This is a genomic window from Croceitalea marina (assembly GCF_042684265.1).
Lineage (GTDB): Bacteria > Bacteroidota > Bacteroidia > Flavobacteriales > Flavobacteriaceae > Croceitalea > Croceitalea marina.
Window position 1 is genome coordinate 55195 of sequence record NZ_JBHULB010000013.1, and the last position, 13068, is coordinate 68262.

Sequence of the window (13068 nt, forward strand, 5' to 3'; positions counted from 1 at the left end):
AGTATATGCAAGAAACACCGGATATTCTTCTATTTCTAGGCAGGTTTCATCCCTTGATCGTTCATTTACCGATTGGCTTTTTGCTAATGGCCTTTCTATTAAAGCTCTTTAGCCTCAGAAAAAATCATGAAAAACTAAAATTTGCCTTACCCTTTACTTTGTTTCTAGGGGCTATAAGTGCACTTTTCGCTTGCATACTTGGGTATTTATTATCATTTAGTGGCGATTACGCAGAAGATGCCCTAGATACCCATTTCTGGTTTGGCATTGCCACAACCCTTGCTGCATTTTTAGCATGGGCGCTAAGCGCTAAAAAAATAAAACTGACCAAATTACAAAATGGCAAATCAGTTCTTACAGTATTACTATTTACTGTAGTACTTCTTACCGCTACAGGGCATTACGGGGGGAATCTAACACATGGATCTGATTATTTAACGACCTATTTTCCTTTTGGAAAGAAAAAAAACACCTTATTACCAGCGCCAAATTCCGTTCAAGAAGCACAGGTTTATGGACATTTAGTTGCTCCGATTCTAGAAAATAAGTGCCTGAGTTGTCATAATTCAACAAAGAAAAAAGGAGGACTGTCATTTGAGAGCTCTGAAGCTATGAACAAGGGAGGGAAAACTGGCCCCGTGCTTATAGCAGGAGATACTACAAAATCTCAAATCATCGAGCGGGTAACCATGAATCCAAAAGATGAGAAATTCATGCCACCAGAAGGCAAAACCCCGTTGGATCAAGACGAAATTACCCTTCTTAAATTTTGGATTGCACAAGGCAATGGAAGTTTTGATACCATTTTAAATGCTGTTAATCCTTCTGAAGAAATTGAGCGTATAGCAGCAAAGCTCTTGGGTATAAATAGTGTCGAAAGTGACACCAAAGAGTTATTCCCAAAAGTTCCAGAGGTCTCAAATTCGATATTGAACGAATTAAGACTATCAGGATTTAAAATACGTGAGTTGATCTCAAAAAGTAATCTGTTCGATATATCGCTACCTGCTGGCTATTTGAAATCTGAAGAAGAAACTACTGTATTACTTCAAAAACTGAATGCTTTAAAGCAGAATATTCTTTGGTTATCACTACCAGAAAATAGTATTAATGACAATCATCTAGAAATGATCGGAGCCTTTAAAAACCTTAAAAGATTGCGTCTAGAAAAAAATAAAATTACCGACACCGGAATATCACATCTTATAAATCTTGAGAACCTAGAAGTCTTGAACCTATATCAAACCCAAGTTAGCCCATCAGCCATAGAGAAACTATTAAAAATTCCGTCTTTAAAAAAAGTTTACATCTGGGAAACTTCAATAAGTAAAAAAGATGTAGATGTTTTAGACAAAGACACCCTTGAATTTATTTTATGACCTATGCACAGGCGACAATTCTTGATTAAAATTAGTATTTCTGCAAGCTTGATTTTAAGTTCATTGGAGCTCTTTTTAAGCTGCAATTCTAAAACAAATTTCCCCTTTAAAAAGGGTTCGCGCATCGGTTTCTTCGGAGACAGTATTACCTATGCCGACCACAATGGTTATGTAGAGCTTTTACAAGAATATTTTAAAAAAAACTATCCAGATTATGTATTAGAACTGGTTAATCTGGGAAAGAATAGCGAAACCATAACCGGCTTAACGGAAAGCGAACATCCTGGTCCGCGCCCATTTTTATTTGACCGCTTAGACCATGAGCTTGAAGCTCATTCATTGAACGTCGCTTTTTTTTGCTACGGAATTAATTGCGGTATTTACCAGCCTCCTTCAGAAATGATTTTTGAAAAGTATAGAACTGGGCTTCAACTCTTTTTAAATAAAGCCCATGAAAAAAATATTGGCGTTTACCTCATAGGCCCTCCTCCTCTTCTACTTCGAAGTCTTTCAAATAACAAAAATTTTGGCCCTTATAACTGGCAAAATCCTTATCCGAACTATGAAGAAGAGGTACTTTCAGAGTTTAGAAAGATTCTTTTCAATTTTAAACATCCAGCAATCCTTAAAAAAATAAACATTCACAACACTTTAGCTAAGGCTAGCACAAAAGCGTATGGCACCGACCCCATACATCCTAACGCCATAGGCCATAAAATCATTTTTGAAGAAGTCATAAAAGCCTTAGGGCTTAAAAAATTACTAAAAATCGCCAGTACCATATTGATCATATGTGCTATTCTTTAAAACAAGGCTTCAAAAAATTCACTGTGCCTTAAAGATATTTACAATATGTTATATTTTGAATGGAACAGACCGGTTATTCTAGCGCTATGCATTATCCTTTTTGGATGTAAAAAGCGGGATAAAGAAATTGTAGATGATAGACCAAATATCATCTACATCATGGCAGATGACCACACAAGTCAGGCCTTCGGTATTTATAACAGTAGATTGGCCTCACTGAACCCTACCCCTACTTTAGATAAATTGGCCCGAGAAGGTGTAATTTTCGACAATGCTTTTGTAAATAACTCCATATGTGTGCCAAGTCGCGCTGCAATAATAACAGGGCAACGTGCACAAACTAATGGCGTGCTAGACTTGGAAGGCTCAATTCCTCCTGAAAAACAATATTTACCCCTTGAAATCAAAAAATTAGGCTACCAAACCGCTATTATAGGCAAATGGCATCTGCATGAAGAGCCTGCGGCATTTGACTACTATCAGGTGCTACCATCACAGGGGAGTTACTTTAACCCAGAATTTCGTGTCCGTGGTGAACAACCTTGGCCACAAAACGCAGTACAGACCAAAGGCCATTCTTCAGATAAGATAACCGATATAACTCTTGATTGGCTAAAAAACAAGAGGGACAAGGGCAAGCCCTTTTTTCTAATGCACCATTTTAAAGCACCACATGATGATTTTGAATATGCCCCTAGGTATGAAGAATATTTAAACGACACTTTTATTCCGGAACCTGAAAGTCTGTATGACAATAAAAACAATGGTTCAGTGGCCACAAGAGGAATAAATGACTCCTTGAGCCGGGTCATTGGGTCTTCTGTTTCTCATCGCAATCTAATTCGAAATCAGGCTATGAATATTTATAAAGAGGATACCACCCTTTATCGTAAATATCGCGATGCCTCTTCGATTCAATCGAATGAAATGATCGCATGGAAAATGGATTCAGAAGAAAAGGCGTATACCAGTAAAACCTACCAAGATTATCTAAAAAAATATTTGCGCTGTGTAAAAGGTGTTGATGACAATGTTAAGAGATTATTAGATTATCTAGAAGCAGAAAACATGATGGAAAATACCATCATAATATATACCTCTGACCAAGGCTTTATGCTTGGGGAACATGACTATATCGATAAACGTTGGATGTACGAAGAGTCTATGCGTATGCCTTTCTTTATACGATGTCCTAAAAAAATAAAATCTGGAATTCGAACCGACGCGATTATAAACAATACAGATTTCGCCCCCACCCTAATTGAGCTTGCAGGAGGAAAAACTCCAGATTACATGCAAGGGAAGAGCTTTAAAACCATTTTAGAGACGGGCCAAGAGCCAGAAAACTGGCAGAAATCTACTTATTACAGGTATTGGATGCATTTAGCCCACAGGCATCAAAACCCTGCTCATTTTGGTTTGAGAACAAAAGATTACAAGCTCATTTTTTATTACGGAAAATACTGGGTCGATACGGACAACCCCAACGCCATATGGAATGAAAAAAGTTGGGGAAACGATTTTACCAAACACACGCCACCAGCCTGGGAGTTTTATGACCTAAAGAAAGACCCAAAAGAAATGAACAATGCCTATAATGATCCTACACATGCTTCAATTATAAAAAATCTAAAAAAAGAGCTTAAAACACAAAGGGAGCACTTAAATGAAACAGATAAAAACTACCCCCATATTCAAAAAGTTATTGATGAACATTGGAATGATTAAATACCGACACTTTAGAAATGTATTACCACTGCTTTTTTATCTTCTTGGCATAGTATACCTCGAAGCCCAAGAACGACCTAATTTTGTCTTTATCCTAACGGATGACCAGCAATATGGATTGATGGGATGTACGGGTAATGCTATCGTTCAAACTCCTAATTTAGACAAGCTGGCAAGTGATGGTGTACTTTTTACCAATGCACATATTACCAGTGCAATTTGTACCCCCAGCAGAGCCAGTATTCTTACAAGTCAATTTGAACGAAAGCACCAAATAAATTTTAATTCAGGAACAAGTATGCCCAAGGAAGTTTGGGAAACAACCTACCCTATGCTTATGCGTAATAGTGGTTATTATACTGGTTGGATCGGTAAAAACCATGTACCTATTGGAGAAGGAGGCTATCGCAGTGGTTTAATGGAGCAAAGCTTTGATTACTGGTATGCAGGTCACGGTCATCTTCGTTTTTATCCAAAAGAAGTCCATAAAATATTTAAGCAGGCAAAGAACGATACACAGGCAGAGATTATAGGTGAAGGAATCGAAGATTTCTTATCTAACGAACAAAAATTGGAAGGTGTTGTTAAATTTATGGAACAGCGACCAAAACAAAAACCGTTTGTTTTATCTATTTCATTTAACCTGCCGCATGGCGCTGGAACTTCTACCATGCAAATGAAAGAAACAGATGATAGTATTTATAAAACGCTTTACAGGGATAAAACCATTCCCCTACCTAAAAACTACATCGCCAAGGCAAATATTAAGACACCGAAGCTCCCGAAAGAGATACACCATGCCGATGATAGGCAACAAGGATACAACTATGTTGATACGCCAACAGGTTATAGAGAAAGATATACAAGACAACTACAAGCTATGACAGGTATCGATAGAATTGTAGGACGGTTAAGACAGCTATTGAAAGCACATAATCTAGAAAAAAATACCATTATTATTTTCACTTCAGACCATGGTCTTTTTATGGGTCAATTTGGTCTTGGTGGTAAAGCGTTATGCTATGAGATTACCACTCACGTACCCTTAATCATCTTTGACCCAAAGCTCAAAAAATCAAATCGTGGTAGAACTTCCAATGCCTTGGTACAAAGTATTGACTTGGCGCCTACCCTTTTAAGCAAAAGCGGTATCGACATCCCTCAAAGTTATCAAGGGCATGATCTGTCTCCACTCTTAAAAGGCAAACAAAATGCTGTTAGGGAGTATCTTTACACAGAAAACCTTTGGTCTACACACTTTGGTAACCCCAGATGTGAGTCCGTTCAAAATAAGAAGTGGAAGTACATACGGTACTACAAGAATGAAAACTTCTCTGCCCAAGAGAAAATTAAAACGGCAGAACAAATCGGAATTCCAACAAGTAGTATGCTCTATAAAGTACATGACCCTGATATCGCAATATATCGCTCATACATAAACGGGCCATTGCAGGGCGAAATTCCAGCATATGAGGAACTATACAATCTCAAAACTGACCCAGACGAAACTACCAATTTAGCCATGACCGAAGCGAACAGGTCAGTTTTACAAAAAATGAGAGCTGTATGGAAGAAGGAAATCTTATATGCAAAAGGTAAAGATCTACCTCAAGTTTTACGCTATACAAGTGACAGTGAAGCCGAGAGGGCTATTCTAATAGAACCTAAATAGTTACAAAAAAAATAGCCACTTCATAGCTCAGATATTAATTCACATTTACAACTAAGTTTGCTGGTTTTAGCCCTTTAGAAGTCCCCTTTATTTTAATTGTACCGGCCTGGCTATTAGATTTTACGACCAAGAGCGCCAAGCCGTTGAATGCCTTTCTTTTATTATCTTGAAAAGACTCTAAAGAGGCAGCATTACCATTACCAACGGCTAAAATACTGCCAGCGCCTTCTACCTCAAAGTCAATTAAATTATCTGCCAAAGGGCAAAGATTACCTTCTGAATCTTCAACCCGGACTGTAATATAAGAGATATCTTCTCCCCCTTTATTTATCTCATTTCTATCGGCTGAAAGCTTTATTCTTGATGGTTTTCCAGCAGTATTAATTTCCTTCTGCACTACAGCTTTTCCATCCTTGTAACCGACTACCTTAATTTTCCCTTTTTGATAGGGAACGGTCCAAGAAAGACGATACTTGCTTTCATAGAAATCCTTGTCATAGTGATAAAGATCTGCAGGGATTGTGGTTGTATCCACCCCTTTTTTGCGTATGCCGTATGATTTTTCGTTTACAAACAATTCTACCCAATCACAGTTAGTATATGAGACCACCGGAATTTCTTGCCCCTCTTTACCTGTCCAATTCCAATGAGGAAGTAAATGTACCATGGGTTCTTCTGTCCATTGTGATTGATAAAGGTAAAAACGGTCTTTTTTAAACCCACATAAATCTACGGGTGCAAAGTATGAAGACCTAGAGGGCCAGTCGTCATTCCAATATCCATTTGTAGAGTTGTCCCTTCCTCCATACGGAGTTGGCTCACCAAGATAATCAAAGCCTGTCCAAATAAACTCCCCTAAAGAAAACTTGTTCTGCTCTTGCATATCAAATTCAATATCTGGTGCATAAGCCCAAGCAGGCCCTGTGGTAACATCATAACCAGAAACCTGTAAAGTATTCTTTTGGGTTTTTGCCTCTAATGGAAAATGATACGCCCCACGACTGCTTGTTTGAGATGAAGTCTCAGAACCATAAATAAACATATTTGGATGTAAGGCTTTTGCCTCGGCGTATTTCATGGGTTTATAATTCATCCCCACAACATCAACCTGATCTGCCAAACGGTTTTCAAAGGGAGCTGGGTAAAAATTAAAACCTATTGTAGTCGGTCGAGTACTATCTTCATCATGGCAGATATCGTTTAGATGTTTGGTAAGTTTCCAGCCATCCTTTTTTCCTTGTTCTAGAATTTCATTGCCAATACTGTACATAACTACTGAAGGATGGTTGATATCCCTTCTAATCATATCGCGAAGGTCTTTCTCGTGCCATTTATCAAAATACTTACTGTATCCATTGGGCACTTTTCCCATCTGCCATTCATCAAAGGCCTCATCGATGACCACAATACCCAATCGGTCACAGACTTGTAAAAGCTCTGGGGAAGGAGGGTTATGACTTGTTCTCAGGGCATTTACACCCATTTCTTTCATGATTTCCATTTGACGCTCTTTAGCCCTATAGTTTATTGCCGCACCCAAAGGTCCTTGATCATGATGAAGACATACCCCATTAAATTTGATAGGATTACCGTTTAGCAAAAAACCTTTTTCTTGATCTAGTGCAATAGTTCGAATTCCGAATTCTGAACTGTAATCATCAACTATTTTTGATTTAATCACAATTCTACTTTCGGCTTTGTATAAATTGGGTTGATATATACCCCATAGCTCAGGATTTTCAATCTTGATTTCTTGATTTATCTTTTCTTCAGACGATGCGTTCAAAAGAACCTCAACTTCGTTTGAGGCAACCTTATTTCCATTACCATCTTTTAACGTTGTTATCAAGCTGGCCTCAACATCATCATCTTGAACATTCTTAATTGTGGTAACAACGTTAACCGTTGCACTATCTTTTTGAACTGATGGGGTTGTTATGCGCACTCCCCATTGAGGAATATGGGTAGCATGGTTTATTTTAAGCCTTACATTTCTATAAATTCCTGCTCCCGTGTACCATCTGGCCGCTAAGTCTTCTGGGGCGAGTTTTACGGCAATTATATTATCTTCTCCAAACTTTATATAAGGAGTCAAATCAAATTCAAAACCTATATAGCCATACGGTCTTTCACCAATGAAATTACCATTTAGCCAGACTTTTGCATTGTTCATTGCACCATCGAATTCTATCGAGATTTGTTTGTTCTTATGTTCTTTCGGAACCGTAAAGTGCTTTCTATACCAACCTACTCCGTGTACCGGAAGACCACCTGTTCTGGCATTGTATTTACTATCAAAAGGGCCCTCTATGGCCCAATCATGGGGAAGGTTCAATTTTCTCCATTCCTCATCTTTTAAGTTAATTGCTTGGCCTTCTTCAACATCTCCTTTATTAAAAAGCCAGTTCTGATTAAAATTCTGGTCTGCAATATAATCCACCTCTACTTTTTGAGAACATGATAAAATAATCACTGCAATCACAACCAGATATAAGAGCCTTTCGAAACTTTTTCGCATCATTTAAAGTTTAAATATTCTTTCCATTTCAACCCATTTTTCGCCTTTTTTGGCCCATGGAAGGCGCTGTTGAAAGGTATCCATTAGTGTTTCCCATTCTTGCACTTTTGGGTTGTTCTTATCCATCTCAGCTTTGGTTTCAGGATTAAAGGTATCATCAACCTCCATGATCATGAACATGCGATTGCCGGTTAGGTAAATTTGCATATCCACAATACCTGCATCCTTGATACTTTTGGTAATTTCTGGCCATGCATTTCCAGAAGAATGATATGCTTTGTACTTGGTTATTAAATCAGGGTTATCCTTTAGATCACAAGAATAACAGAACCTTTTAGTGTAAGCCATTTTTAATTTGATTTAGAACGAGAACTACTATACCCATACCACGCAACTACCGCTAAGCATATTAAAGGGAGAATAAATGAAAAATTAACTTCAGGAATAAAACCAAGGATTTTCATATCGGCGAAACCACTGCCGCCCCAATCAAGAATACTACCCTGCAGTACCGGCATTAGTGCGCCCCCAACAATGGCCATTACCAATCCTGCGGAGCCGATTTTAGCCTCATCGCCCATTTTATTTAATGCTATTCCGTAAATGGTAGGAAACATAATGGACATAAATATAGAAATGCCCACTAAAGAAATTAAACCTATAATCCCTGGTAATAGAATGGCTCCGGCCGACATGAGAACACCACCTAGCCCGAACCACATTAATAATTTCGCCGGATTTATCGATTTCATTAATAAGGTACCTATCCACCTACCACACAAAAACAATATCATCGCACCGACATTGAACCAAGTTGCTGTTAATTGTGCATCTTCCGCACGAGAAAGATTTAAATTATCAACATATTGAAAGATATAGGTCCAACACATAATTTGTGCGCCCACATTGAACGCCTGGGCCAAAACTCCTCTCAAGTAGTTTTTATTGGCAAACAATTTTTTAAAAGACTCCCCAATAGACATTTTATCTTCATCTGAAGTCTTGGGCATCTTTGTAAAAACAATAATACCCATAATTACCAATACCAAAATACCGAGGCCGATATAGGGTATACTGATAATACCTAAGTCATTTTCTCTTACAGCGGCCAACTCTGTCGAAGAAAGAGCATTATATGCATCTGTAGTATAATCATCTGAACGAAGAGCGCCGATCACAAATACTTGCGCAATGATCATTCCCATTAATGAACCCATGGGATTAAACGCCTGGGCAAGGTTTAACCTTCGTGTTGCCGTTTCTTTATCACCCAAAGCTAAGACCAATGGATTTGCGGTGGTTTCTAAAAATGCCAGACCGCAGGTCAAAATCCAAAGTGAAATCAAAAAATAAGTGTATTCTTCAAAAGCCGCCGCAGGATAAAAAAGAAACGCTCCGATGGCATAAAGGATAAGGCCTAAAACAATGCCCGATTTATACGTATACTTTCTAATAAACAAAGCAGCGGGCAATGCCATAAAAAAGTAGCCAAAATAAAAGGCGAACTGCACTAGTGAAGCTTGAACATTTGAAAGTTCTGGCATCACTTTTTTAAAGGCCGAAACCATGGGGTTGGTCAGATCATTAGCAATTCCCCATAAGGCAAAAAGTGAGGTGATAATTATGAAGGGAAAAAGAAGCTCCTTTCTTACTACTGGTATTTTAGATGATTTACCCATGACTATTTTTGTTGGTTGGTCTAAAATTAAGGTTTGACCATCCCACAGATAGACTTATTTGATCAGGTAAATAGAACTAATGGTTATTCTGTCAATAAAGAACGGTCTAAATGGACATATCCTCCATCGATTGTGATAAACTGACCGGTAGTGTGTGAAGATTTGTCTGAAATAGTAAACAGACACGTATCAGCTATTTCTTGAGGAGTGGTCATTCTGTTTTCTAAAGGGATTTTTTTAACTATCGACTTCAATTTCTCTTCTCCATTCTCAAGGGACTTTATCCAATTATCATAAGCGGGCGTCCAGCTTTCTGCAATGATTATGGCATTAGAACGTATACCGTCTTTTATCAAATCAACGGCCCACTCCCTTGTTAAACCCAATACACCTCCTTTAGAAGCTGCATAACCTGAGGTTCCACCCTGACCAGTTAAAGCAACCTTCGACCCTATATTTAAAATATTGCCTTTAGCTTCTTTTAAATATGGAAGACAAAACTTGGTCATCGCAAAAAAGCTCACAAGGTTTAATTTAAGTGACCACATAAAATCTTCAATAGAGGCATCAAGGCCAGCACCATCATTGACACCGACATTGTTGATCAAGGCGTCTATTTTGCCATATTTTTCTCCAATTATTTTTGCGGCCTTTTCAATTTGATCAACGTCGGTTAAATCCGTTTTAACAAAAATAGCATCCACCCCTCGTTGCTGCAGTTCTTTTTCATACTCATAGCCTCTATCATTTCTACAGACGATAACCGGTATAGCTTCTTCCTTAGCCAGGGCTTGTATTAATGTTTCTCCAATACTTCCTCGCAGACCAGCGGCACCTGTAACTACAACTACTTTATTTTTTAATCCTAAATCCATCTGTTATAAGTTATAAAAAAACATGGCATTTTTGCCCATAATAGCATCTTGTTCATTTGAACTGAGTTCGGCAATAAAATCGGTGACGACCTCTTTAACTTTCGAATATTTTCCTGCCACCAAACAAACAGGCCAATCAGACCCATACATCAACCTATTTGGCCCAAAAGTTTCTAGCACTAGTTCCATATAAGGTTTTAGTTGTTCAGGAGTCCAAGTACTGTAATTCGCCTCTGTTATCATTCCTGATATTTTGCAGTAAACATTTTCTTGCTTTGCAATTTCCTTCATCATCGCGGCCCATCCTTCAAAAAAACCATCTTTTATATAGGGCTTTGCCAAATGGTCTATCACAAATTTTTGATCGGGGAAGTTTTTTACAAATTCCAATGTTGCTCCCAACTGGTGCGGAAAGATTAAGATATCATAGGTATACCCGAACTTTTTAAGATGGTCGATACCATTTAGAAAATCTGGCCTAAGCAAAAAATTATGATCCGCCTCACCTTGAACCACATGCCTAAAGCCTTTCATTTTTTGCTCTTCGCAATATGCCTCTAGATACTTTTCGACCTCTTTTGAACGAAAATCAACCCAACCTACAACACCTTTAATAAATTCATGTTTTTTGCTTAAGCCCAACAGAAAATCGTTCTCTTGTAAAGACTGGTCCGCCTGAACGGCAACACAACCCAAAACATTATCCTCTTTATAGATTGGCTTTAAATCTTCGGGCATAAAATCCCTTCTGATATTCGCCATTTCATCATCTATCCAAACATGTTTTAGAGGCTCATATTTCCAGAAATGTTGGTGGGAGTCGATTATCATTGTTCTATCTTAAACTAAAAATTACAAGTTTACTGAGAGATGGTTATTTTGATGACTGTCGCCATTTCTTCTATAGCTTTTGATGGTGCTTTTAAAGACAATCCTTTTTCTTCATTATAGTCCCAAACAATCTTTTCATCACTTCCAAGAAAAGTCACTTTTTCAATGGTGGGCGCATCTAATATCTTCTCTTTCGCAAATGATTGCAGCACTAAATCTTGATTGCTTTTTAAGGAACCCAAGACTATTGCATAAATGTCATAGTCTTTTGTGGTATATCTGATATCCTCATTTGAATATGTTAATTTGATAAATGCCTTATGATTTTTGAAATGGCCTTTTGGCTCTTTGGTGGGGCCTTCACCAAACGTATACCATGCTTCTGTATCATAAATAGCTTCACCATATTTCTCTAACCAAGCCCCCATTTCCAAAAGTCCGCTTCTTTGATTTTCTGGTATGGTACCATCTGCCTTAGGTGAAATGTTCAAAAGTAGAACCCCATTTTTACTTACGATATCAACTAACATATGCAATACATCTTTAGCGGGTTTTACCCCAAGACTTTCGGTATAGCCCCAACTTCCATCACTTATGGTTGCATCTGTCATCCATGTTTTCGTCCCAACAGTTTCTTTTCTGGCCTGTTCTAAATCTTCTACACTTACACTTAAGGGCAAATCATGTTGTTTACGCACAATAACTGGCTCATTTTTGCCTCCATCGGTGGCATTTAAATAATACGCGCAAAACTCTTTTCTATACTCTTCTGGGATATCACCCAACACATAATCAAACCAAATAATATCAGGACTATAATTATCTATCACTTCTTTCAACTTACCTAGCCATATGTCATTATACCATTTATCAGGGTCCATATTACCATACATCAATTGAAGGTCAGGGTCACTTGAACTTGGGGGCATGCCTTCGAAGTAAGGAAAATGACTTTTTCCGTTTTCTTCGCCCATAATAGTACTTCGTTGTAGGTTTTTTGCATGATGAAATGCGGTTATAAATTTCATTCCCTTGCCTTTTATCGCTTTCTCCAATTCACCAGTGATATCTTTTTTAGGACCTGTATCCATTACATCCCACGGTGTTAATTTACTATCCCACATGGCATAGCCATCATGATGCTCGGCAACAGGCCCTGCGAACCTGGCCCCGGCATCCTTGAATAATTGTGCCCATTCTTCTGCATTGAATTTTTCGGCTTTGAACATTGGAGCAAAATCATGATAACCAAACTCAGAAGGATGACCGTATTTTTCTAGATGGTGCTCATAAACTTTATTACCCTCAAAATGCATATTTCTTGGATACCACTCGTTACCAAAGGCGGGAACCGAGTATAGCCCCCAGTGAAAATAAATACCCAATTTCGCATTCTTAAACCACTCTGGGTCCTCATTATATTTGCCTAACGAAGCCCAATCTGCTTCATACGTCTTTTGTTTTTGGCTATCAGCCTTTTCTTCTATTCTTGATTCTTTTTCTTGAAGGCAACCAAAGAATAAACCTGATACTAAAAGATATAAGACGCCTTTTTTAATTTCTGATGTACCCATAAACT

At 38.1% G+C, this 13068-nt stretch carries 10 protein-coding genes; 4 read left to right on the forward strand and 6 right to left on the reverse strand.

All coding sequences use genetic code 11. The features are described from left to right. The first annotated feature begins 5 nt into the window (after positions 1–5). The 4 genes from ACFSQJ_RS10490 to ACFSQJ_RS10505 are packed head-to-tail and all read left to right on the forward strand — an operon-like array spanning position 6 to position 5586. Positions 6–1379 carry a c-type cytochrome domain-containing protein gene (locus tag ACFSQJ_RS10490; protein WP_377766898.1) on the forward strand — a complete coding sequence of 458 codons (1374 nt, stop codon included), beginning with the start codon at positions 6–8 and terminating at the stop codon, positions 1377–1379. Positions 1380–1400: 21 nt separating this feature from the next. Next, positions 1401–2186: a GDSL-type esterase/lipase family protein gene (locus ACFSQJ_RS10495; protein WP_377766899.1), complete on the forward strand. Its 786-nt coding sequence runs from the start codon at positions 1401–1403 to the stop codon at positions 2184–2186. A gap of 45 nt (positions 2187–2231) precedes the next feature. Then, a complete protein-coding gene (locus ACFSQJ_RS10500) occupies positions 2232–3914 on the forward strand; it encodes a sulfatase family protein (RefSeq protein WP_377766900.1) in 1683 nt (560 codons plus the stop codon). After that, on the forward strand, positions 3853–5586 hold the full coding sequence (locus ACFSQJ_RS10505; protein WP_377766901.1) for a sulfatase-like hydrolase/transferase: 1734 nt from the start codon (positions 3853–3855) through the stop codon (positions 5584–5586). Before ACFSQJ_RS10500 ends, ACFSQJ_RS10505 begins: the two co-directional genes overlap by 62 nt. A 34-nt stretch (positions 5587–5620) precedes the next feature. On the opposite strand, the gene galB is transcribed toward ACFSQJ_RS10505, so the two are convergent. From galB to ACFSQJ_RS10535, 6 genes are all read right to left on the reverse strand, one after another. After that, a complete protein-coding gene (gene galB, locus ACFSQJ_RS10510) occupies positions 5621–8107 on the reverse strand; it encodes a beta-galactosidase GalB (protein ID WP_377766902.1) in 2487 nt (828 codons plus the stop codon). Next, the gene (locus ACFSQJ_RS10515; RefSeq protein ID WP_377766903.1) at positions 8108–8452 is read right to left on the reverse strand and encodes an L-rhamnose mutarotase; all 345 of its coding nucleotides are present in this window, start codon (positions 8450–8452) and stop codon (positions 8108–8110) included. A 2-nt stretch (positions 8453–8454) separates the two neighbouring features. Next, complete coding sequence (fucP, locus tag ACFSQJ_RS10520) at positions 8455–9783, reverse strand: L-fucose:H+ symporter permease (protein WP_377766904.1); 1329 nt, start codon at positions 9781–9783, stop codon at positions 8455–8457. 83 nt (positions 9784–9866) lie between these two features. Continuing rightward, positions 9867–10658: an SDR family oxidoreductase gene (locus ACFSQJ_RS10525; protein WP_377766905.1), complete on the reverse strand. Its 792-nt coding sequence runs from the start codon at positions 10656–10658 to the stop codon at positions 9867–9869. Positions 10659–10661: 3 nt separating this feature from the next. After that, positions 10662–11489, reverse strand: a complete 828-nt coding sequence (locus tag ACFSQJ_RS10530) for an amidohydrolase family protein (RefSeq protein WP_377766906.1) — start codon at positions 11487–11489, stop codon at positions 10662–10664. 29 nt (positions 11490–11518) lie between these two features. Next, entirely contained in the window at positions 11519–13063 is a 1545-nt protein-coding gene (locus ACFSQJ_RS10535) for an alpha-L-fucosidase (RefSeq protein ID WP_377766907.1), read from the reverse strand. Between the last annotated feature and the right edge of the window lie 5 nt (positions 13064–13068).

Excerpts from the sequence above, each read along its gene's own strand:
- ACFSQJ_RS10490 (WP_377766898.1), top strand. The coding sequence starts at position 6 with ATGCAAGAAACACCGGATATTCTTCTATTTCTAGGCAGGTTTCATCCC.
- ACFSQJ_RS10500 (WP_377766900.1), top strand. The coding sequence starts at position 2,232 with ATGTTATATTTTGAATGGAACAGACCGGTTATTCTAGCGCTATGCATT.
- ACFSQJ_RS10505 (WP_377766901.1), top strand. The coding sequence starts at position 3,853 with ATGAAACAGATAAAAACTACCCCCATATTCAAAAAGTTATTGATGAAC.
- galB (WP_377766902.1), bottom strand. The coding sequence starts at position 8,107 with ATGATGCGAAAAAGTTTCGAAAGGCTCTTATATCTGGTTGTGATTGCA.
- ACFSQJ_RS10515 (WP_377766903.1), bottom strand. The coding sequence starts at position 8,452 with ATGGCTTACACTAAAAGGTTCTGTTATTCTTGTGATCTAAAGGATAAC.
- fucP (WP_377766904.1), bottom strand. The coding sequence starts at position 9,783 with ATGGGTAAATCATCTAAAATACCAGTAGTAAGAAAGGAGCTTCTTTTT.
- ACFSQJ_RS10525 (WP_377766905.1), bottom strand. The coding sequence starts at position 10,658 with ATGGATTTAGGATTAAAAAATAAAGTAGTTGTAGTTACAGGTGCCGCT.
- ACFSQJ_RS10530 (WP_377766906.1), bottom strand. The coding sequence starts at position 11,489 with ATGATAATCGACTCCCACCAACATTTCTGGAAATATGAGCCTCTAAAA.
- ACFSQJ_RS10535 (WP_377766907.1), bottom strand. The coding sequence starts at position 13,063 with ATGGGTACATCAGAAATTAAAAAAGGCGTCTTATATCTTTTAGTATCA.